At 66.1% G+C, this 20,585-nt stretch carries 17 protein-coding genes and 1 pseudogene; 7 read left to right on the top strand and 11 right to left on the bottom strand.

The window, feature by feature from the left end:
* Window positions 1–1,048 (top strand): annotated as a pseudogene (locus ACRECX_RS15105) (DNA mismatch repair endonuclease MutL); the annotation flags it as partial.
* Here ACRECX_RS15105 and ACRECX_RS15100 read toward each other — a convergent pair.
* The 3 genes from ACRECX_RS15100 to ACRECX_RS15090 form a co-directional block, all read right to left on the bottom strand.
* On the bottom strand, window positions 1,045–1,548 hold the full coding sequence (locus tag ACRECX_RS15100; RefSeq protein ID WP_431559673.1) for a hypothetical protein: 504 nt from the start codon (window positions 1,546–1,548) through the stop codon (window positions 1,045–1,047). The pseudogene ACRECX_RS15105 and the gene ACRECX_RS15100 overlap by 4 nt on opposite strands.
* A 73-nt stretch (window positions 1,549–1,621) precedes the next feature.
* On the bottom strand, window positions 1,622–2,182 hold the full coding sequence (rsmD, locus tag ACRECX_RS15095) for a 16S rRNA (guanine(966)-N(2))-methyltransferase RsmD (RefSeq protein ID WP_431559672.1): 561 nt from the start codon (window positions 2,180–2,182) through the stop codon (window positions 1,622–1,624).
* A complete protein-coding gene (locus ACRECX_RS15090; RefSeq protein WP_431559671.1) occupies window positions 2,179–3,030 on the bottom strand; it encodes a pseudouridine synthase in 852 nt (283 codons plus the stop codon). Before ACRECX_RS15090 ends, rsmD begins: the two co-directional genes overlap by 4 nt.
* On the opposite strand from ACRECX_RS15090, the gene ACRECX_RS15085 reads away from it, so the two are divergent.
* From ACRECX_RS15085 to ACRECX_RS15070, 4 genes are all read left to right on the top strand, one after another.
* Complete coding sequence (locus ACRECX_RS15085) at window positions 3,029–3,511, top strand: nucleoside deaminase (protein WP_431559670.1); 483 nt, start codon at window positions 3,029–3,031, stop codon at window positions 3,509–3,511. The genes ACRECX_RS15090 and ACRECX_RS15085 overlap by 2 nt on opposite strands.
* A gap of 158 nt (window positions 3,512–3,669) precedes the next feature.
* Window positions 3,670–5,433 (top strand): esterase-like activity of phytase family protein, encoded by a 1,764-nt coding sequence (locus ACRECX_RS15080; RefSeq protein ID WP_431559669.1) that lies wholly within the window; start codon window positions 3,670–3,672, stop codon window positions 5,431–5,433.
* Window positions 5,434–5,658: 225 nt separating this feature from the next.
* The gene (locus ACRECX_RS15075; protein ID WP_431559668.1) at window positions 5,659–8,124 is read left to right on the top strand and encodes a TonB-dependent receptor; all 2,466 of its coding nucleotides are present in this window, start codon (window positions 5,659–5,661) and stop codon (window positions 8,122–8,124) included.
* Between the two features lie 80 nt (window positions 8,125–8,204).
* On the top strand, window positions 8,205–9,209 hold the full coding sequence (locus ACRECX_RS15070) for a formyl transferase (RefSeq protein ID WP_431559667.1): 1,005 nt from the start codon (window positions 8,205–8,207) through the stop codon (window positions 9,207–9,209).
* A gap of 226 nt (window positions 9,210–9,435) precedes the next feature.
* On the opposite strand, the gene ACRECX_RS15065 is transcribed toward ACRECX_RS15070, so the two are convergent.
* Window positions 9,436–9,804, bottom strand: coding sequence for a hypothetical protein (locus ACRECX_RS15065; protein WP_431559666.1), 369 nt, complete (start codon window positions 9,802–9,804; stop codon window positions 9,436–9,438).
* Window positions 9,805–9,969: 165 nt separating this feature from the next.
* On the bottom strand, window positions 9,970–11,253 hold the full coding sequence (gene purD / locus ACRECX_RS15060) for a phosphoribosylamine--glycine ligase (RefSeq protein WP_431559665.1): 1,284 nt from the start codon (window positions 11,251–11,253) through the stop codon (window positions 9,970–9,972).
* Between the two features lie 114 nt (window positions 11,254–11,367).
* Here purD and xseA point away from each other — a divergent pair, with 114 nt between their 5' ends.
* Both xseA and ACRECX_RS15050 read left to right on the top strand, forming a co-directional pair.
* Window positions 11,368–12,807, top strand: a complete 1,440-nt coding sequence (gene xseA, locus ACRECX_RS15055; RefSeq protein WP_431559664.1) for an exodeoxyribonuclease VII large subunit — start codon at window positions 11,368–11,370, stop codon at window positions 12,805–12,807.
* Window positions 12,808–12,868: 61 nt separating this feature from the next.
* On the top strand, window positions 12,869–13,099 hold the full coding sequence (locus ACRECX_RS15050; RefSeq protein WP_431559663.1) for a DUF2093 domain-containing protein: 231 nt from the start codon (window positions 12,869–12,871) through the stop codon (window positions 13,097–13,099).
* A gap of 11 nt (window positions 13,100–13,110) precedes the next feature.
* Here the strand turns inward: ACRECX_RS15050 and lpxK are convergent, their stop codons facing one another.
* From lpxK to ubiA, 6 genes are all read right to left on the bottom strand, one after another.
* On the bottom strand, window positions 13,111–14,124 hold the full coding sequence (lpxK, locus tag ACRECX_RS15045) for a tetraacyldisaccharide 4'-kinase (RefSeq protein WP_431559662.1): 1,014 nt from the start codon (window positions 14,122–14,124) through the stop codon (window positions 13,111–13,113).
* Window positions 14,114–16,123 carry a glycosyltransferase N-terminal domain-containing protein gene (locus ACRECX_RS15040; protein WP_431559661.1) on the bottom strand — a complete coding sequence of 670 codons (2,010 nt, stop codon included), beginning with the start codon at window positions 16,121–16,123 and terminating at the stop codon, window positions 14,114–14,116. The genes lpxK and ACRECX_RS15040 overlap by 11 nt, the downstream gene beginning before the upstream one ends.
* A gap of 15 nt (window positions 16,124–16,138) precedes the next feature.
* Complete coding sequence (locus ACRECX_RS15035; RefSeq protein ID WP_431559660.1) at window positions 16,139–17,998, bottom strand: ABC transporter ATP-binding protein; 1,860 nt, start codon at window positions 17,996–17,998, stop codon at window positions 16,139–16,141.
* A gap of 103 nt (window positions 17,999–18,101) precedes the next feature.
* Window positions 18,102–18,368: a DUF4170 domain-containing protein gene (locus ACRECX_RS15030; protein WP_431559659.1), complete on the bottom strand. Its 267-nt coding sequence runs from the start codon at window positions 18,366–18,368 to the stop codon at window positions 18,102–18,104.
* 46 nt (window positions 18,369–18,414) lie between these two features.
* Complete coding sequence (locus ACRECX_RS15025; protein WP_431559658.1) at window positions 18,415–19,239, bottom strand: 3'(2'),5'-bisphosphate nucleotidase CysQ; 825 nt, start codon at window positions 19,237–19,239, stop codon at window positions 18,415–18,417.
* 206 nt (window positions 19,240–19,445) lie between these two features.
* Entirely contained in the window at window positions 19,446–20,399 is a 954-nt protein-coding gene (gene ubiA, locus ACRECX_RS15020) for a 4-hydroxybenzoate octaprenyltransferase (protein ID WP_431559657.1), read from the bottom strand.
* Window positions 20,400–20,585: the final 186 nt, after the last annotated feature.

The following is a 20,585-nucleotide window of genomic DNA, read 5'->3' as shown; positions in this document are numbered from 1 at the left end:
GGTCAACGGCCGCCCGGTGCGCGACAAGCTTCTCGCCGGCACGTTGCGCGCCGCCTATGGCGATCTCGTGCCGCGCGGCCGCTATCCCATGCTGGCGCTGTTCCTGACCGTACCGCCGGAGGAGGTGGACGTGAACGTCCATCCTGCCAAGACCGAGCTCCGGTTCCGCGATCCAAATGCGGTGCGCTCGCTCCTCATCGGCGCGCTCCATGAGGCGCTGGGCGCCGCCGGCCACCGCGCCACGGCCAGCCTGTCGCAGGAAGCGCTCGGGCGCATGGTGCGGCCGTTGTCCTTGCCTTCGCAGCCCGTGGGGTCGCACCCGCGGCCCTACGGCCCAAGCTATGCCCGCCCGCGCGCCTTCGGCTTCGCCGAGAACGCGCAGGCGCCGCTTGCGCCGGTCTCTGCGCCCTCCGGCGACACACGCGGCGCGGCTGCGGACGAGGACATGGGCACCGCCTATCCGCTCGGCGCGGCGCGCGCCCAAGTGCAAGACACCTTCATCATCGCCGAGACGGACGATGCGCTCGTCATCGTCGATCAGCACGCTGCGCATGAACGCCTCGTCTACGAGCGGCTGAAGCGCGCGCTCTCAAATGGCGGCATCTCGCGCCAGATGCTGCTCATCCCCGAAGTGGCGGAGCTCGACGCCGAGGCGGCGGCCGCGCTTCTCGCCGCGTCGGCGGAGCTTGAGCGCCTGGGCCTCGTCGTCGAGCCGTTCGGACCCGCGGCGATCGTCGTCCGCGAGGTGCCGGCGCTGCTCGGCACCTGCGACGTCAAAGGCTTGCTGTCCGACCTCGCCGGCGCGCTGTTGGAGGCCGAGGAAGACGGGGAAGGGGGCCGACTCCTCGCCGAGCGGCTCGACCATGTGCTCTCCACCATGGCCTGCCACGGCAGCGTCCGTGCAGGCCGAAGGCTCTCACCTGAGGAGATGAACGCGCTGCTCCGCGATATGGAGCGGACGCCCTTCTCAGGCCAGTGCAATCACGGCCGCCCCACCTATATCGAATTGAAGCTCGCCGACATCGAGAAGCTGTTCCAGCGCCGCTAGAGTTGCACCCGCTCCGAGCCCTGGTGCTCGGTGACGCAGGCGGCGAGCGCGGCGATGGCGTCGCGCGTGCCGGTCAGCTTGAAGTTGAACTCGGCCCCGTCGGTGACGATTCTCAGCACCTTGCCGTGACGCATGGCCTCGATCACCGGGTCCGAGTTCGCAAGCGGTATGAGGATTCCGTGCACGTCGACCACCTTGGCGACCGCCGCGATCGGCTCGCGCGCATCGATAAGCAGAAGCACCGCCTTCCTCGCGCCGACTTCCAGTTTGCGCGTCTCGTCGGCGATGACGATGCCCCAGTCGAAGTCCTTGCTGATGACGAAGCCGAGCAAGACGCCCTTCTCCGACTCCGCCGTCATGGTGCAGTCGCGGAACTTCCCGTCTTCGTCGTAATTGGCGTCGCCCTGCCATACGCCCGAGGTGAAACGGTCCTTGTCTGCGTCCGACGCCGCGACGGCCGCAAGCAGCAATGGCGCGAAAAGCAGCATTCGCAACGTCATGGGCACTCCCAGCTCTCGCGCCTCCCGGTATTTTAAGCACAGTTTGCCGCGCCTTGGGGAAAAGCGGCCGGCTCTATCCGGCAAATTTGGCAATGCCGACTTCCGTGTCGCCGTAGCGGCGGCGGTCGATCTCGGTAAACGCCGCAGGCCATGCGACCTCTACGCCGGCGCATTCTTCGAGCACGGCGATCGCGCCCCCCCCGATCCATCCGCCGTCGGCGGCTGCGGCCAGCGCGCGCTCGCCAAGGCCTTGGCCATAGGGCGGATCGCAGAAGACGAGGTCGAAGGGCTGCATCGTGCCGGCGTCGCCGAGCCTGGTCGCATCGCGCCGCCAAATCTTGGTGGCGCCGGTGAGCCCCAGCGCCTCGACGTTGCGGCGGATGGCGGCGCGCGCCGCAGCGGCGTCCTCGATGAACAGGCAGTAGCGCGCGCCGCGCGACAGCGCCTCGAGTCCGAGCGCACCTGAGCCGGCGAACAGATCGAGAGCGCGCACGCCATCAAAATCCACTTGCGGCGGCCCGTGCTCGAGCACATTGAACAGCGCTTGGCGCACTTTGTCCGAGGTAGGGCGGGTGTCGAGACCCTTCGGCGCCTCGATACGCGCGCCCTTGAATTTGCCGGCGATGATCCTCATCGGCGGTGGGTCGCTTGGCGGTCCAGCCGCCCGCGATGCAAGCCGAGCTCGCCGGCGAGCTTGGTGCCGAGCTGATCCACCAGCACCTTTGGCTTCACCTCCTCGATCGCGCCGGATGCCAAATCACCGAGCGCGAACGGCCCGAACGATACGCGGATCAGCCGGTTCACGGTGAGGCCCAGATGCTCGGCGATGCGCTTCACCTCGCGGTTCTTGCCTTCGCGGAGTCCGATCATGAGCCACACATTGCTTCCTTGCTGCCGCTCGATCCTGGCTTCGACCGGGCCATATTTGATGCCGTCGAGGGTGACGCCTGACTGGAGCTTGTCGAGCGCGTCTTGCGTGGTCCGACCATGCGCCCGCACACGATAGCGCCTGAGCCAGCCGGTGCTCGGCAGCTCGAGATGCCGCGCCAGCGCGCCGTCGGTAGTCAGCAGGAGCAGCCCCTCGGTGTTGATGTCGAGCCGCCCCACCGACACCACACGGGGGAGGTTGTCCGGCAAGGCTTCGAACACGGTCTTCCGCCCTTGCGGGTCCTTGTGGCTGGTAACGAGGCCTTTGGGCTTGTGATAGCGCCATAGCCGCGCCGGCTCCGCTTGCGGCAAGGGCTTACCGTCCACCGTGATCGTGTCGCCGGCGGTGACAACGCAGGCCGGCGTCTTCAGCACCTTGCCGTTGACCGCGACCCGGCCCGCTTCGATCCAATCTTCCGCATCGCGGCGCGAGCAGAGCCCGGCATGGGCGATGGCCTTGGCGATGCGCATCGGCTCTTGCGGGCGGACGGGCGCGTCACCCTGTTTCCGAGGCGCTTGACCCCGGCTCCGCTTCTCGCCCACTTTGCCGCCCATGGCGGCGAAGCTTGCAGAACCGGGCCTTAAGGGCAAGGCGAACACGCCCATGGACGTGGCGCTCGCCGAAGCCGAGGCCGCGCGCGACCGCGGCGAAGTGCCGATCGGCGCCGTGGTCGCCGGCCCCGACGGCGTCCTGCTGGCCAAGGCCGGGAACCGCACCATCGAGCTTCGCGATCCCACGGCGCATGCCGAGCTCATCGCCATCCGCGAAGCTTGCGCCAGCCTCGCCAGCGAGCGGCTCACCGGTTGCGATCTCTACGTGACGCTTGAGCCGTGCGCCATGTGCGCCGCGGCCATCTCCTTCGCCCGCGTCCGCCGCCTCTATTTCGGCGCGGCCGACCCCAAAGGCGGCGCTGTGGAGCATGGCCCCCGCCTGTTCGGCCAGCCGACTTGCCACCATGCGCCGGAGGTCTATGGCGGCCTGGGCGAGACCCGTGCCGCCGCCCTGCTCAAGGACTTCTTCGCCGCGAGGCGCTAGTTTCGTTGCGGTTGAATGGCCCGGCTGGTGCAGGGACCACGAAGAAAATTCATAAAAATCAGCGCCCTAAGACCTGGCGAGCAGTATCCCGCTTGTCACAGGAATCATATCGAGCGAGCTTAGGCTACAACCTATGGCGGCACCGGGAGGAAAGTGCAATGAAGCATGCCCTGACTTTCTGCGTGATTTCACTCTTGCTGGTCTTTGAGGTGACCGCCGCCGAGCAATGTCCGGCCCCCCCTCCAGACGACGACAACAAGATATGCCGCCCCACCAAGAAAGAAATTCAGGCATTCCAGCCGAAGGGCGGCCTTGCGTGGATATTGGACTCCGCCGAATTCAAAGCGTTGGCCGAGGCGACATTCGCCACGGCAGGCGACCGCCTCAAAAAAATTGTTGGCGAGCGCAAGCCAGATGCCATGCCTTGGGTCGTGGCGATCGATGCCGACGACACGATCCTGGACAATATGCAGTTCCAGGTCGAGGGCGAGGCGTGCGGCGTGGGGTACTCTATCCCGCGATGGCGCGAATGGGTGAGGCGGCAGGAGGCGGGCGCGGTCCCTGGCGCGGCGGGATTCCTCGCGCGCGTCGCGGTCCTCGGCGGCAAGATCGCCATCGTCACCAACCGCGACGCGGACCAGATGAAAGAGACCGCCAAGAACATGCGCATGCTCGGGTTGAGCACTGACTCTGAACAGGTCTGCTTCCTCGGCAAGCCGGCCTGCCCCGAAAAGCCGGACCACGGCAACAACAAGGACCCGCGATACACGGCGCTGCGTGCCGGAACTGCGGAACTCTGCTGGAAGGACAAGGGCGACGTTGCGGCAAACTCGTGGGCACGGCCCCATGAGATCGTGATGTATATCGGCGACAATGTGCAGGATTTCCCCGGCATCACCCAGGCGACCGCAGCCGCGCGGGCTGAGATCGTTGCCGAGCACCTCGGGCATGATTGGTTCCTTATCCCCAATGCTGCGTATGGCTCATGGGAGAAGACGAGGGGCGAGAGTTGGATCAGGCCGGTCCGACGCTACCCCGCCGCGGGCTGGGCCAATCTTTCCGGTCTCGCCGCGGACCCAAAAGACCCGAACATTCTCTATGCGGTAGCTGACAAAGCAGCGAACCCAGCGAAGATCGTGATCATCGACCTTTCGGAAGAGACGCCAAGGGCGATCGATACGATCTCGCTCGCGAAAGGAGACTGCGGCGACATCGATTTGGAGAATCTGGATCTGGAAGGGATCGCGGCGATAGGCAATGGAAGCTTCTGCATTGTCTCGGAAGGCGAGAATCGGGAAGGCGAGAAGAAGCGGGAGAACCTGCTGCTCAAAGTCGAGAACGATGGCACCTGTAAGTCTCGCATTGCCCTGCCCGAGGAACTGAAAAAGCGGTTCATAAGCCGCGGCTTCGAAGGCGTCACCGTCGATGAGGATGGCAAGGTCTATATTGCAATCCAATCGCCCTTAAAGGACAAGGACGATCCCGCGAAGAACGAGGACGAGACGATCATTGCCAGATTCGATCCCGCCGCTGTCAATGATGACGAAGCCTGGAAGGACTACAGGTACAAGCTCGAGGAGCCCAAGGGAGATGCCGAAGTCGGCATCAACGAGCTGCTCTATCTTGGCGGGAAGAGCTTCGCGGTGATCGAGCGCGACGACCAGGAGAGCTGCAAGGCCAAGATCAAGCGCATCCACACCTTCACACTTCCTCCGGACGACGGACCGAACCAACTCGTGAAGGACGAGGGCATCGACCTGATCAAATTTTTCAATCGGGCCGGCGTTCTTGTGGCGGAACAGATCGAAGGGCTTGCGATCACGCCGGATGACAAAGTGTTCGTCGTCACCGATGCCGATAAGGACGAGGACACGCTCTTGCTCTATCTCGGCACGGCCAAGGCGACCGGGCTGAAGCCCTGAGGCCAGGTTCACGCTAAGCGCGTCGCGATGGCCTCAAGCCTGCTTGGCGCGCTCCCCTCCATGAATCCTGCTCACATATTAAGGTGAGAACCTTTCACTTCGTGCATTGTGATGATCCCCCTACAGTGGCCCTGCTACGCGCTCGCGTGGCTGGGGGTTTGGGGTAGACGGCTTCTCCTGAAAGGGCCCGCCCTTGGTGTTGTCGGTCTGTCATGGGGGGCACCGATGGAAGTCCGCGCTTTCGGCGCAGCAGAGACCTCGCGTCTTGCTGGCCGCACTCTGTCATCCAGGAGCAATCTGCTTGCCGCCTCGGCGGCGCTCGCTTTCATGTTCTGTCCCGGCGAATTTGCCCGCGCGCAGGAAAGCACGGCTGAGCCGGAGGCTGCTGGTAGCGCCGCGCCTGTTACGAACGGCCAGGAAACAAACGGCGCAGCGGCCGGCCCGGACACTCCGCCGACTGACGACACACCACCCGGCAACGTGCCGGAGGTCATTGTCGAGCAGGAGCCGGAGACCGAGGCTGCGCCGCCTGTCGTCGCCGCCAAGCCAAAGCCGCGTCCCGTGGCGCGGCCCACGACAACCGCTGCGGCGCCGGTGACGACGCCACCGCAACCCCTGACGACGATCGACGGCTATCCGTCGCAACGGGCCGTCGAGGAGGCGATCTTCGATCTCCCGGTCGACGGCAGCACCCTGAACCGGGGCTCGAGTGGTGTCGACGGCTACTACGCCGCCGGGACGTCGTCGGCGACCAAGACCAACACGCTGATCATGAATATCCCCGGCTCGGTGACCATCATCCCCGAGGAACTGGCCGAGGACCAGGGCGCCAACCTGCTCGGCGAGGCGTTGCGCTACGTCCCCGGCATCGCCGTCCAGCAGGGCGAAGGCCATCGCGATCAGCTCACCTTCCGCGGCCAGGAGACCACGGCGGACTTCTTCGTCGATGGCGTGCGCGACGACATCGAGACCTTCCGCGATCTCTACAACGCCCAGACCATCGAGGTGCTGAAGGGCCCGCTCGCCATGATCTTCGGCCGAGGCGGCGGCGGCGGCGTCATCAATCGCGTCACCAAACGGGCCGACGGCGTTCCCATCTACGAGGGCACCGTGCAGCTCGGCAGTTGGGACCGCGCGCGCGGCACCGCCGATGTCGGCCAGGCGATCTCGCCCTACGCCGCCTTTCGTCTGAACACCATGTACGAGGACTCGGCCACCTTCCGCGATTTCTCGTGGATGGAGCGCTACGGCATCAATCCCACCATGGGATTTCGGCTCGGCGAGAGGACCACCTTGCATTTCAGCTATGAGTACAAGGTCCATGACCAGAACGTCGACCGCGGCGGCCCGTCGATCCTGAACCGGCCATTCGAGTATCCCATCGAGACCTTCTTCGGTCAGCCGCTGGCGAGCTTCACCAATTTCGACGGGCACATCGCCACGGCGACCTTGGAGCACGAGACGGTCGGCGGCCTACAGATCAGGAACCACACCTTCTACGCCGACTACGACAAGTCCTATCAGAACATCTTCGCCGACTCGGCGGTCAACGGGCCAGGGGCCGGCCTGGTTGAGCTCGACGGCTATCAGAGCATCCAAGCGCGCCAGAACTTCGTGAATCAGACGGACTTCTCATATTACTTTGAGCAAGGGCAGCATCTCAATCACACCCTCGTCGGCGGCATTGAAGTTGGCGTGCAAAACAACGACGAGTTCCGCAACCTGCCCACGTTCGGCACGCCCAACTCCGGCATCTTCACCGTCAACGTGCCGGCGTTGGCCCCGACGATCTTTACGCCGACCTTCTACAACCGGCCGAACCGGCGCCGTTTCACCGACCTGGATACGTTCAGCGCCTTTATCCAGGACCAGTTCGAGATCACCCGCTATTTCGAGCTGATCGGCGGCATCCGCTTCGACCGGTTCGATGTCGACTTCGAAGACAGGCTCAATAACTTCACCACGGCGCGGGTCGACGAAGTCTGGTCGCCGCGCGTCGGCGGCGTGGTCAAGCCGGTCGAGAACCTGCATTTCTATGCGAGCTACGCCGAGTCGTTCCTGCCGGCGAACGGCGACAATTTCGGCGCGCTGACCGTCACGGCCCAGGAGCTCGAGCCCGAGACCTTCGTCAACTACGAGACCGGCTTCAAGTGGACCTTGCGGCCGCGGCTCCTCTTGCAAGGCGCGATCTATCGGCTCGATCGCGAGAACCAGCCCGTGACTATCGGCACCGACACCTTCGCGCGCGGGCTGACCCGCACGCGCGGCAAGGAGATCGAGATCAGCGGCTACCTGACCGACAGATGGCAAGTCTTCGGCGGCGCGGCATTCATGGATTCGGAGATCCTCGCCGTCGGCGACAACGTCGCGCTGGTCGGCAATTCCGTAGAGGCCGTGCCGGTGCAGACCTTCTCGATGTGGAACAAGTACCAGCTCACCGAGAAATGGGGTGTCGGTCTTGGCGTCATCAACCAGACCGGCTGGTTCGCCGAGGCGAACAATGCCGTCAAGGTGCCGGAATACACGCGCGTCGATGCCGCCGTCTATTACGACCTCAACGAGCACTGGTCGGCGCAGGTGAATATCGAAAACCTGTTCGACACCGACTATTGGATCTCGTCGCACAACAACAACAACATCTCATACGGCGCGCCGACCTCGGCCTTCGCGACGTTGAAGGCGAGGTGGTAGCATCGCCCCCGCCGGGCTACCTCCCGAGGGCCACACCCGTTTAGTCGTCCTTATGGGATTGGCGCGCATGGTCGGCGGCCATGGCCCGCGATAGCGCTGACCCACGCCGCATTGTCGTCCTTGTCGCCGAGGGCGAGCTTGCGAACATCGTCGTCAATCACCTGGCGTCGCGCTTCGGCCCCATCACCGTGCTCAAGGAAGAGCCGGAATCGAAACGGGCGATTCTCCGCCGCCGGACCCGGCTCGTCGGTCCGGTCTACGCCTGCGGCCAGGCGCTCTGTGGGATTCTTCTTAAAATCGTCGCCAAGCGGAGCCGCGCCCGCATCCGCGAGATCTGCGCCGAGCATGGCCTCGCCGCGGGCGCGCCTGTGGACGTCGAAATCGTGTCGGTCGGCTCGGTAAACAGCGAAGCCTGCCGTCGCGCGCTCAAGGAGATCGATCCCCAGGTCGTCGCGGTCTATGGCACGCGCATCATCGGCAAACAGGCCCTGGCTGCGGTCGCATGCCCCTTCATCAATTATCACGCCGGCATCACGCCCAAATATCGCGGCCAGCACCCGGCCTACTGGGCGCGCGTCGAGAACGACGCCGACCATGCCGGCATGACCATCCATCTCGTCGACGAGGGGGTCGATACCGGCGCCGTTCTCTATCAGGCACCGGTCCGCTTCGCTCCGGGCGACAACATCACCACCTATCAGTTCGTGCAGATGGCCGCAGCGCTGCCGCTGTTTGTGCGCGCGATCGAGGACGCCCTAACCGGCAGGCTGGCCCAAGACGGTCGGCCTGCCATCGAGGAAGTGGTTTCCGCCGACCTTGCGCCAGTATGTGATGAACGGGCTGCGCCGCGCGGTGTGGTGAGCGAGTGCCGGCGCGGAGCTCTGGCAGGTCTAATCCCTGAGATAGAGGTTCCAGCGGCCCGGCGTGTACCACAGGCAGCCGTTGAGCCGCTCCGACCACAGGCATTTCTGGCCTGGGCGAGGGCCGGGCAGCGTGCCGGCCCGCTTGTGGGCGAGGAGGGAGGCCTCCCAGCGCTGGCCGACGCTTTCGGCGGCGACGGCGCTAGGGGCCGAGAGGAGGAGTAGGCCTAAGCCGATCAGCAGGGATCTCATGTCAGTCTCCGTGGGGCGAGACTGATGAGTATTGCTAGGCCAGCCTAAGATTGCGTTGAGTATTCAGGTGAATAGAGCGTGACTAATCGCTTGCGATACTTGAAACACCGCAGCAACATTTGAACGAAAATTTTAGGCGAATTCAACAAGATCGGCCGTGCGGCCGCGCCGGGTCGCAATCACCAAGTCTGGAAAGATTCTAGTTGCCGAGGCCCCAGGGCTGTGGGGGCGGGGCATTGGGATCGAGCGGCCAAGTATTCTGCGGATAGAAGTGCCGCTGGATCGCTTGGTTCTCGATGTCGCCCTTGGTGTAGGGCACGAAGCCGAAATAGCCGGTCCAGCCTCGCGGGCCGGGTCCCGTGACCACGTGGGGATAAATCGGCGTGCGGCCGCGCTTGAAGATCTGTGCCTGCTCCACCTGAGAGGCGTGATTAGGCGGCGGCGCGACGAAGCCGGGCGCGGCGCGAACGGGGCCTGCCCAGGTCAGGAGCCAGAGGTAGAACAGAATCGCCGCGACCCCCACAATTCCCGATGCGGTCTTCTTGGAAATGGGCAGTTCGTGCGTCATCTGATTCTCCGGGCCGGCGCCAGACTACTTGCAAATAGTGATGGCTCCGTGAAACTGCAACGCCTCCTCCCAAGAGAACATGGCGAAAAGGCGGTTGTCGCCTATGTTGACGGACGCTGGTTAATCTCTTGCTAATGTTTCGGGCGGGGATGAGGCGGCGCGCCTTTATCCGGCCCCACCTTTGCGGGCGGCCGCGCGCCAGCCGATGTCACGGCGGCAGAAGCCTTGGGGCCAGTCGATCTTGTCCACTGCCCTGTAAGCAAGGGCTTGCGCCTCGGCGATGTTGTGCCCGCGCGCCGTGACCCCGAGCACGCGGCCCCCGTCGGCGAGGATGCGGTCACGGTCGCGCTTCGTGCCGGCGTGAAAAATCTCGACCTTGGGATCGGCGCCGGCCTCTTCGAGCCCCTTGATCTCGGTGCCCTTTTTGTAGGAGCCGGGATAGCCCTTCGCCGCCATGACGACACAGAGCGCCGCCTCGTCGTACCAGTCGAGGCTGGCGCCGGCGAGCCGCCCTTCCGCCGTGGCGACAAGCGCCGGCAGGAGGTCGGACTTGAGCCGCATCATCAGCACCTGCGCCTCCGGGTCGCCAAAGCGCACATTATATTCGATGAGCTTGGGCGCCCCCTCCTGGATCATCAGCCCCGCATAGAGCACCCCCTTGAACTTGGTGCCGCGGTCGCGCATGGCGCGGACGGTCGGCACGACAATCTCGTCCATGACCTGCCGTGACAGCGCGTCCGTCATGATCGGGGCCGGCGAATAAGCCCCCATGCCGCCGGTATTCGGTCCCATGTCGCCGTCGTAAGCGCGCTTGTGGTCTTGCGCCGTGGCGAGCGGCAGCGCCGTCGCGCCGTCGACCAGCGCTAAGAAGCTCACTTCCTCACCCGCCAAATGCTCCTCCACCACCACCTCGGCCCCCGCCGCGCCGAACGCGCCGCCGAAGCAGGCATCGATCGCCGTGTAAGCCTCGAAGTGCGAGGTGGCGATGGTGACGCCTTTGCCGGCGGCAAGCCCATCCGCCTTGATGACGACGGGAAGCGGCTGCGTAGACACATGCGCCTTGGCGGCTTCGGCATCGGCGAAGCGCCCGTAAGCCGCGGTGGGGATGCCGTATTCAGTGCAGAGATCCTTGGTGAAGCCTTTGGAGCCTTCGAGCTGCGCGGCTTCCTTCGACGGTCCGAACACCAAGATGCCTTGCGTCTCGAGATCATCGGTGAGGCCTGCGACCAGCGGCGCCTCCGGCCCCACCACCGCTAGGCCTATGTCATGCTCCTTGCAGAAGCGCGCCACCGCGCCGTGGTCGGCGGGGTCGAGCGGCACACATGTCGCGACCGCGGCGATCCCCGCATTGCCAGGCGCGCAGTACAAGGTGCCGAGCAGGGGGCTCTGCTTGAGCTTCCAGGCGAGCGCGTGCTCCCGTCCGCCACCCCCGATCAGAAGCACGTTCATTGTGGCCCGCGCCCCGCGTGTTCGCCCCTTGTTCGCCGCCGCTCCGGCCTGTATGCCGTTCGGCGAGATGGGCGCTCTTAGCATGAGAACTGCGCCCCACGAAAAGAAGAGAGCATGGCTGCCCCCAACCAAGACCCTGGCCCCCAGACCAATCTCGTCGAATACACCGTGTCCGAGCTGGCGTTCGCGCTCCGCCGCACGGTGGAGGACGCCTACGGCCTGGTGCGGCTGCGCGGCGAGATCTCCGGCTATCGCGGTCCGCACAGTTCCGGCCACTGTTATTTCACCCTCAAGGACGAGAAGGCGTGCATCGAGGCCGTGGTCTGGCGGAGCACGTTTCAGCGCCTCAAGTTCAAGCCCGAGGAGGGGCTTGAGGTCGTCGCCAAGGGGCGCGTTACCACCTATCCCGATCGCTCCAAATACCAGATCGTCATCGACGAGATCGAGCCTGCCGGCATCGGCGCGCTCATGGCGCTGCTCGAGCAACGCAAGAAGATGCTCGCCGCCGAAGGCTTGTTCGACGAGGCGCGCAAGAAGCCGTTGCCCTTCCTGCCGCGCATCATCGGCGTGGTCACCTCGCCCACCGGCGCCGTGATCCGCGACATCCTCCACCGCCTCGAGGATCGCTTCCCGTCCCACGTGCTTGTGTGGCCGGTGCGGGTGCAGGGCGAGACCTGCGCCGCCGAAGTGGCTGGCGCCATCTCGGGCTTCAACACGGTCGTGCCACCGGCACCGCTGCCGCGCCCAGACCTCATCATCGTCGCCCGCGGCGGCGGCAGCCTCGAGGATTTGTGGGGCTTCAACGAGGAGATCGTCGTCCGCGCCGTTGCGGCGAGCGCCATTCCGCTGATCTCAGCGGTCGGCCACGAGACCGACTGGACGCTTCTCGACCTCGTCGCCGACTATCGCGCGCCGACGCCGACCGCGGCGGCAGAGCGCGCCGTGCCGGTGCGCTCCGAGCTTCTGATTTCCGTGCGGACTTTCGGCGTGCGCGGCGCCGGCACGTTGCGGCGCATGCTCGAAGCGCGGCGGAGCCGATTCCTCGCAACCGTCCGCGGCCTGCCGCGCCGCGAAAGCATTCTGGCGCTGCCTCGCCGGCGCCTCGATGCCGCGAGCCACAAACTCCTAAGCGCGCTGCGCGCCAACACCGTGGCGCATCGCTCAGGGCTGGATCGGGCTGGACCGAGACTCAGACCGCATCTCGTCGCCCGCGCGGTGACCAAGAGCCGCGAGCAGTTGATCCGGTTCGACCGCGAGAAGGCACGTGCGCTTCATACGGCGCTCGATCGCGCCAGCCGCCGACTCGACGGTCAGGCGAAGCTTCTCTCGACCCTCGGCTATCACAACGTGTTGGCGCGCGGCTTCACTTTGGTGCGCGCCGCCGACGGCACCATGCTGCGGCGCGCGAGCGAGGTGAAGCCCGGCACCGCCCTGGACATCGAGTTCGCCGATGGCCATGTTCCTGCCCATGCCGATCCGCGCGGACCGAAGGCCGAGGCGCCGTCGAAAGAGCGGCGGACGCGCCCCGACGAAAAGCAGGGGAGTCTTCTTTAGCGTGCTGGCAACCTGTCCGGCGTAACGCTATGGTGATGGGCAACGAAAGCAAACGGATTTGATGAACCGCTTCGAACGCAATATCGGCTTCAAGGGCGAAGCCAAGCTCAAATATCTCGACGGCGAGGTGCAGGTGCTGACGCCCGGCGACTTCGTGCGCTGCGCCGTCACCGGCCGCGCCATCCCGCTCGACGAGCTGCGCTATTGGAGCGTCGCGCTGCAAGAGGCCTATGTCGACGCCGCGGCCTCTCTCAAGCGCTACCGCGATACGAACCCCCGGGCGGCGGAGTAGCAACCGCAACTCTATCGCGTCTTGCTGATCACGTCGGTGATCAGCGCCTTCACCTTCGCCGCGTCTGCGAACGTCACCTTGATGGGAAACGGGCGGGCGTGGTGCTTGAGCTCGGCCAGCGCCTCGTCGGCGTCCTCTGGCAGCCGCACCCAGTCCTTCTCCGTGGTGACCAGCATGGCCTTGTAGTCGCGCGCCTCTTTCAGCAGGCTGCGCGCCTGCCGCGGGCTGTAGCGGTAGTGGTCGCGATAGGCGCGCTGGTCGATCAGCCGCGCGCCGTTGGCGCCGAGCGTGGCGAAGAACTTCGACGGCCGCGCGATGCCGGCGAAGCCGATTACCGGTAACACGCCGAGCCAGCGCGGATCGCAATTGGGCTCTAGCTTCGCCTTGAGCACCGTCTTGCCGGAGTTCTCGAATCTCGCGATCAGCGCGTCCGCTTTCTTGCCGTCGCCGATGACGAGAAGCGCATTGGCCCGCGCCATCTGGCCGGGAAGCGGCGCGCGCAGCGGCCCGGCCGGCATGACGAGGCCGTTGCCAAGGCCTGAGGCCGCATCCACCACGATCAGCGACAGATCCTTGGCGAGGCCCGGGTTCTGAAACCCGTCATCCATGACGATGACGTCGGCTTGGGTAGCATCGATGGCCTTGGCGCCCGCGGCGCGGTCGGCCGACACGAAAGTCGGCGCCACCTCTGCCAGCAGCAGCGGCTCGTCGCCCACCTTGTCGGCGCCGTCACCTTTGGCAACTTGGACGACGCCAGACGCGCTGCCGCCATAGCCGCGCGTGAGGAACGCCGGGCTCTTGCCCAGCTCATTCAGGAGCTTGGCGACGGCGATGGCGGTCGGCGTCTTGCCGCCGCCGCCCGCGGTGAAGTTGCCGATGCAGATCACGGGGAGACGCGAGCGGTACGGCTCGCCGCGGGCGAAGCGCTTCGCGGCGATGCGCCCATAGAGCGCGCCGAGAGGGGCCAGCGCGGACGCAATTGCCCCCTTCTTGCGGTACCACCAGAACGGGGTCTCAAGAGGCATGCTGCAAGGTCGCCTTCGGCGGGAGATACGGCTCGAGCGCGTCGAGCGTGCGCGGCAACGCGCCGCCCATGGCCGCGACCGCCTCGGCGGCACGCTTGGTCATGGCGTTGCGTGCTGTCTCGTCCTGAATGAGGCCAAGTACCGCGACGGCCAGCGTCTCGGCGTCGGTCACCTCCCTGGCGCCGCGCGCCTTGAGCAGCTCCGTGTAGGCGTCGCCGAAATTCTGCCAATTGGGCCCGGTGAGCACGGCCGCGCCGAGCTTGATCGCCTCCACCGGGTTCTGGCCGCCGCGCGGCACGAGCGATCCGCCGACCAGCGCCACCGGCGCGAGCGCATAGAACAGGCCGAGCTCGCCGATCGTGTCGGCCAGGTAGATGTCGGTGCCGTTCTCCGGCAGCACGCCCTGCGAGCGAAGCGTGGCGGTGAGACCTTCTGCCTTGAGCTGCTCGGCGATCTGCTGTCCGCGCTCGGGGTGCCGCGGCACGATGATGGTGAGGAGATCGGGCATCGCCCGCTTCATCAGGCTATGGGCGGTGGCGACGACCTCCTCCTCGCCCGGGTGCGTGCTGGCGGCGAGCCACACGCGCCGGCCCGACAGCGCCGAGGCCAGCCGCCTCTTGTTGGCGAGATCGACCGGCGGCGGCGGCGCGTCCGCCTTGAGGTTGCCAACGTCGCGCGCGCGATGGACGCCGAGCTGGCTGAAGCGCTCGGCGAGCGTGTCGTTCTGGGCGAGCACGAGATCGAAAGCGGAGAACAGTGGCCGGCTCATGCCCGGGCGCCGCCGCCAGGCCCTGAACGAATCGGCCGACATGCGTCCGTTGATGAGGAGGAGGGGGATGCCCAACGCTCTCGTCTCCAGGACGAGATTTGGCCAGATCTCCGATTCGACCAGCACCGCGAGGTCTGGCCGCCAATGCTTGAGGAACCGTTTGATATAGTGTTGCCGGTCGAGCGGCACATATTGATGCATCGCCCCCTTCGGCAGGCGCTCGCGCGCCAGACGTGCCGAGGTGACGGTTGCCGTGGTCAGGAGGATGTGGATCCGGGGACGCTCCGTGGCGATCGCCTCGATCACTGGCAGCGCCGCGTTGACCTCGCCGACGCTTGCCGCATGGAACCAGGCGAGGAAGCCGCTTGGTCGCGGCACGTTGGCAAGTCCGTAGCGTTCGGGATGACGGTCGGCCTCCTCCTTGCCGCGTCGCGTGCGCCAGGCGAGGATCAGGGGCGCGATCGGCGCGGCGAGCCGCGTTCCCAGCCGATAGGCCTTGAGCGAGAAGCCTGGCTTCGACGCCGCCTCCTTGGTGAGCGGATCGGTGGCGCCGGCAAGCGCATAAGCGCGCGCCGTCACCTCGGCGAGCGCCCGCTCGATGGCGCGGCGTCCCGCCTCCACCGTCTCCGCGTCGTCGCCGGCAGGTACGCGGACGGGATCGCCGATGACGATAGCGAGCGTCGAGAACGGCAGATTGATGGTGAAGGCGCTCCACGTCGGCAGCTTGACGGACCGGCTGGTGGCGATGGCGAACGGCACGACGGGGCGTCCCGAAAGCGCGGCGAGCGTGGCGATGCCTTCGCCTGCGCGCCGCGCCGGGCCGGGCGGCACGTCGGCCGTCATGGCCACCGTGGCGCCGGCGGCGAGCGCCCGCACCGATTCGCGCAGCGCCGTCGCCCCGCCGCGGTTCTTGCGCCTCTTGCCGGCGCCGGCGCCGCGGATCAGGTCCATGCCGAAGCGCTTGAGCACCCCGCCGATGACCTCGGCGTCGCCGTGGCGCGACACCATGGCCCGCACGTCCGCCGGCCGCTTCGGCTTGAGGTGCGGCAGAAGCAGGAACTGCCCATGCCACATGGCGAGGATTTGCGGGTGCTGGTCGAACAGCTTGGCGTCGGTGTCGGCCGGCTCGCGCCTAACCGTGCTCGTGGCGTAGACCAGGCGGACATAAGCCGCCGCGAGCGCGCTCAACACGGCGACGGCGGGCTTCGATGCTAGCAGCCGTTTCAACATACCCGTCGGGCGCCGCTATTCGCCGGCTACGGCGACGGCCGCGCCTTCGTCCGGCGAAGACGCCGCGTAACCTCCGGCGATGCCGAATTGCGTACGGTGCAGTCTGGTGTAGAGCCCGTCTTTGGCGACCAGCTCCTCGTGGCGGCCGGTCTCGATGATGCGGCCCTGATCGAGCACGCAGATGAGGTCGGCCTTCTTCACCGTCGACAGCCGGTGCGCGATCATCAGCACGGTGCGGCCGCGCATCAGACCTTCAAGCGCCGTCTGCACCTTCGCTTCCGCCTCCGAATCGAGCGAGCTGGTCGGCTCGTCGAGCAGGAGGATCGGCGCGTCCTTGTAGATGGCCCTGGCGATGGCGATGCGCTGGCGCTCGCCACCGGAGAGCAGGCCGCCCGCCTCGCCGACCCTTGTGTCGTAGCCGCGCGGCAGGCCCATGATGAAATCGTGCGCCGCCGCCGCCTTCGCCGCGGCGATCACCTCCTCCTCCACGATGGGCTTCGACCCATAGGCGATGTTGGCGCGGATCGTGTCGTCGAACAGCACCGGATCCTGCGTCACCAGGGCGATGGCGTCGCGCAACGAGGCGATAGTGGCGTGCTTGATGTCCTGGCCGTCGATCAGGACTTGCCCGCGCTCGGGATCGAAGAAGCGGAGCGCGAGATTGACGAGCGTGCTCTTGCCCGAGCCCGAGGGTCCGACCAGCGCCACCGTCTTGCCGGGCGGCACGGTTAGGCTCACGCCTTTGAGCACCACGTTGTCCGGGTCGTAGGCGAAAGTGATGTTCCTGAATTCGATCTCGCCCTTGTCGAGGGCGAGCGGCTTGGCGTCGGGAAGCTCGCTGAGATGCACCTTGCGGTCGACGATGCCGAACACGCGGCTCGCCGCGGCGACGCCTTCCTGAAGTTGCGTCTGCAACGTGGCGACGCTCTTGAGCGGGCTATAGATAAGGAGCGCCGCCGTCATGAAGCCCATGAAGTGGCCGAGCGTGAGGTCGCCGCGCACCCCTTGCGTGCTCGCGAAATAGATGGCGAGCGCGAAGCCGAACCCCACCAGAAGCTCCATCGACGGGCTCGACAAGGCGCGCGCCCGCGTGCCGCGCATGGTGAACTCGAGCGCGCGGTTGACCGCCGACGCGGCGCGCTTCTCCTCCTGCGCCTCCTGCCGGTAGGCGCGCACCACGCGCATGCCGCGCAAGGTCTGGGTGACCAGCGCCGACAGGTCGCCGGTCTCTTGCAGCGACTTCGAGGTCGATTTTCGCATCTTGCGGCGCTGGCGCGACAGCATGATCCAGGCCAACGGCATGAAAATCAGGATCAGTACCGAAAAGCGCGGGTCCATGTAGAACATGGCGCCGACCAGGATCACCACTTTGAGCAGGTTCTCGCCGAGGGTCACCATCGAGCGGCTGGCGGTGGCGCGGATCAAATTGGCGTCGTTGAGGAAGCCTGAGAGCAGCCGCCCCGAATGCACGGTCTGAATCCAGCCGAGATCGGCTTCAGCCAGCTTGGCGAACATCTGGATGCGGAGATCGGCGATGAAGCGGTGGCCGAGATAGGCGACAGTGACGTCGGCGATATATTCCGAGATCGCCTTGATCACGGTCACGATGACGATGGCCGCGGTGATCCAGTAGACCATGTCCGAGTTCTTGGCGACGAACACGTCGTCGGCGGTCCGCTGAATGAGGAAGGGGATGGCGCCGGTGGTCGCCGCGGTGAGCAGCATGGCCGCCGTGGCGATGGCGAGGAGGCCGGCACGGGGGCGCAAATGTTCCTTCCAGATGCGCAGGACGATGTCGGCCGTCGTGTAGTTGGCCTGAAGCTCGTCGGCGCCTCTGGAGATCGCGCTTACGTCTCTGAACAGCTGATCTTTCAAGCGATTCCCCGATTTTTGGGGCGCCCCGGCAGGGGTCGGGCGCGCCCGTCGCCCCCTTCTAGCACGCGCCTCCGTCCGGCTTTAAGGCGAAAAACCCGGGGCTCTAACCCCCCGTTCCGCCGGGCTCGTGCTCGGGGTCGAGCAGCCGGTGCAGGTGGACGATGAAATAGCGCATATGCGCGTCGTCCACGGTTCGCTGGGCCGCGTCCTTCCAGGCGTCGTAGGCCGTGGCATAGTTCGGGTAGATGCCGACGATGTCGAGCCTCTTGAGGTCGTGGAACTGGACCTTGTCGAGCTCGGTTAGTTCGCCCCCGAACACGAGGTGAAGCAGCTGCTTCTTGCCCGGTTTGGTCTTGGCTTTCGGCGTCATGCGTCCGCCCCTGGCTGTGGTCGCCCGCACTCTGCCGAACTGCGCCTCAAAGGTCTATGCGGCGTGTGCGCTCGATGAGGAGCGGGTGGAGCGCCTTGCCGCTCGCCACCAGGCTCGGGAACCTGGGACTCTCGCGGTTGTAGGGGTGCGTCTCGCCGCGGTGATCGGTGACGATGCCGCCCGCTTCGGCCACCAGCACGGCCGCCGCGGCGAGGTCCCACTCGGCCTTGGCGGTGAGCGAGATGGTGGCGTCGCCCTTGCCCGCGGCCACCAGCGCGAGCCGATACGCCACCGAGTTCACCCAGCGCGCGTGCACGTCCGGCCACGGCTCCTGCCAGATCTTCTTGCGGAACAGCCCGCCGCTCGCGATCATCTCGGCGCCGTCGAGCGTCGCCTTGCTGCTCGCCTTGATCGGCGCATCGTTCAGGAACGCCCCGTTGCCGCGCATGGCGCGGAAAAATTCTCCGGTCGCGGGATTGAACACGACGCCGAGCACCGGCACGCCGTCCTCCACCAGCGCCGCCGACACGGTCCACTCCGGCACGTGGCGCAGGAAGGCGTTGGTGCCGTCGATGGGATCGATCACCCACACGCGCGAATGCTTGAGTCGTTCGCGGTCGTCGGGGCTCTCCTCCGACAACCAGCCATAGTCCTTGCGCCGCGTCGTGAGGTCGAGCTTGAGCGCGGTGTCGACGGCGAGATCGGCCTCGCTCACCTCCGAGCCGTCCGGCTTCTTCTGTACCAGCAGCTGCTGCTTGAAATAGGTGAGCGCAAGCTCGCCCGCGTCGCACACCGCAATCTTCAGAAGTTCGTAATCTTCTTCGAGCGGCGGGCGGGCGTCTGGTCGTTCGCTTTGAGCAAGGACGGTCATCGGCGACGAGAACACTCTCTAAACCATGTGCGAAGCTACCGGTCGTTAAGGACGTCCATTAAGCCTCCCGGAATGCTTCCATGGCAACATGGCGGCAATCAAGGCTACCTCAAGGCAGCCGATAAGGAAGCTAACAGCAAGGTGTCAAAGGGCCTCGGAGCGGTGCTCCGGGGCCCGCTTGCTTTTCGGCTAGTCACATCGGCGCTTTAGAAGGCAGATGCAAGCGCCATGTCGGTCGCGATCGCCGCGAACACGATCAGCCCGAAATCTCGGTTCGACCTGAACCGGGCGAGGCAATTGTCGGCGTCGTCGATGTCGAGCGTGGCGACCTGCCAGGCGAGCTGCGCGCCGGCGACTCCAATAAAGATCAGGAATACGAGCCCGGCTCCTGCCAGCAGCCCGGTCATCACCATCGCGCTCCAGGCAAACGCATAGAAACCGGCGAGCCACGTCTTGGTGGCGCGGCCGAAGCGCAGTGCCGTCGACTTGGTGCCGATCAGCGCGTCGTCCTCGCGGTCCTGGTGTGCGTAGATCGTGTCGTAGCCGATGGTCCAGGCGACCGCGCCCGCGTAGAGCACGATGGGCGCCGCATCGAGGCGGCCGAGCACCGCTGCCCAACCCATCAGCGCCCCCCAGTTGAAGGCGAGCCCGAGCACGGCTTGCGGCCAGTGACTGATGCGTTTGACGAACGGGTACAGCATCACGATGGGAATGACGCAAAGCCCGAGCAGGATGGCGAAGCGGTTGAGACTGAGCAGAACCGCGAGGCCGATCAGCGACAGCAGCCCCATAAAGATCGCGGCCTGCGCGACGCTGACCTGTCCGCTCGGCAACGGCCGCCCGCGCGTGCGCGCGACCTTCGCGTCGATGTCGCGGTCGACGATATCGTTATAGGTGCAGCCCGCGGCGCGCATGGCGATGGCGCCGATGGCGAACAGCAGCAACAGCCAGGGGTCGGGGTAGGCGGCGCCGACGCTCAGCCCCGCAAGGCCGACCCCCCAGAAGCAGGGCAGCGCCAACAGATAGAAGCCGATGGGACGGTCGGCGCGGGCGAGCCGCAGATAGGGGACAAGCCACGCCGGCGCATGGCGGTCCACCCAATTCTGCGGCGCTGCATCGGCGATGGTATCGGCTTTGCTTTGCTTGGCTCGGCGGGACATTGGCCTCTTCCTCCCTCTCCCCCGCGGGGAGAGGGCTTTCCGCCGCGATCTTGCGCGAGCGAAGCTCTTGCGCAAGTCGCAATGGCGGGAAGGGTGAGGGGGATATTGGTTTAAGTCACGATGGTCGGCTCCCCCTCACCCGAGCCGAAGCCGACGCTTCGGCTCGACCTCTCCCCACAGGGGAGA

Origin of the sequence: Methyloceanibacter sp. (genome assembly GCF_050726195.1) — a bacterium.
Lineage (GTDB): Bacteria > Pseudomonadota > Alphaproteobacteria > Rhizobiales > Methyloligellaceae > Methyloceanibacter.
The sequence above is the reverse complement of the archived record's forward strand: the minus strand, read 5'-3'. Positions and strand labels throughout refer to the sequence as shown.

Excerpts from the sequence above, each read along its gene's own strand:
- ACRECX_RS15100 (WP_431559673.1), bottom strand. The coding sequence starts at position 1,548 with ATGACGTTGCGAATGCTGCTTTTCGCGCCATTGCTGCTTGCGGCCGTC.
- rsmD (WP_431559672.1), bottom strand. The coding sequence starts at position 2,182 with ATGAGGATCATCGCCGGCAAATTCAAGGGCGCGCGTATCGAGGCGCCG.
- ACRECX_RS15085 (WP_431559670.1), top strand. The coding sequence starts at position 3,029 with ATGGCGGCGAAGCTTGCAGAACCGGGCCTTAAGGGCAAGGCGAACACG.
- ACRECX_RS15090 (WP_431559671.1), bottom strand. The coding sequence starts at position 3,030 with ATGGGCGGCAAAGTGGGCGAGAAGCGGAGCCGGGGTCAAGCGCCTCGG.
- ACRECX_RS15080 (WP_431559669.1), top strand. The coding sequence starts at position 3,670 with ATGAAGCATGCCCTGACTTTCTGCGTGATTTCACTCTTGCTGGTCTTT.
- ACRECX_RS15075 (WP_431559668.1), top strand. The coding sequence starts at position 5,659 with ATGGAAGTCCGCGCTTTCGGCGCAGCAGAGACCTCGCGTCTTGCTGGC.
- ACRECX_RS15070 (WP_431559667.1), top strand. The coding sequence starts at position 8,205 with ATGGCCCGCGATAGCGCTGACCCACGCCGCATTGTCGTCCTTGTCGCC.
- ACRECX_RS15065 (WP_431559666.1), bottom strand. The coding sequence starts at position 9,804 with ATGACGCACGAACTGCCCATTTCCAAGAAGACCGCATCGGGAATTGTG.
- purD (WP_431559665.1), bottom strand. The coding sequence starts at position 11,253 with ATGAACGTGCTTCTGATCGGGGGTGGCGGACGGGAGCACGCGCTCGCC.
- xseA (WP_431559664.1), top strand. The coding sequence starts at position 11,368 with ATGGCTGCCCCCAACCAAGACCCTGGCCCCCAGACCAATCTCGTCGAA.
- ACRECX_RS15050 (WP_431559663.1), top strand. The coding sequence starts at position 12,869 with ATGAACCGCTTCGAACGCAATATCGGCTTCAAGGGCGAAGCCAAGCTC.
- lpxK (WP_431559662.1), bottom strand. The coding sequence starts at position 14,124 with ATGCCTCTTGAGACCCCGTTCTGGTGGTACCGCAAGAAGGGGGCAATT.
- ACRECX_RS15040 (WP_431559661.1), bottom strand. The coding sequence starts at position 16,123 with ATGTTGAAACGGCTGCTAGCATCGAAGCCCGCCGTCGCCGTGTTGAGC.
- ACRECX_RS15030 (WP_431559659.1), bottom strand. The coding sequence starts at position 18,368 with ATGACGCCGAAAGCCAAGACCAAACCGGGCAAGAAGCAGCTGCTTCAC.
- ACRECX_RS15025 (WP_431559658.1), bottom strand. The coding sequence starts at position 19,239 with ATGACCGTCCTTGCTCAAAGCGAACGACCAGACGCCCGCCCGCCGCTC.
- ubiA (WP_431559657.1), bottom strand. The coding sequence starts at position 20,399 with ATGTCCCGCCGAGCCAAGCAAAGCAAAGCCGATACCATCGCCGATGCA.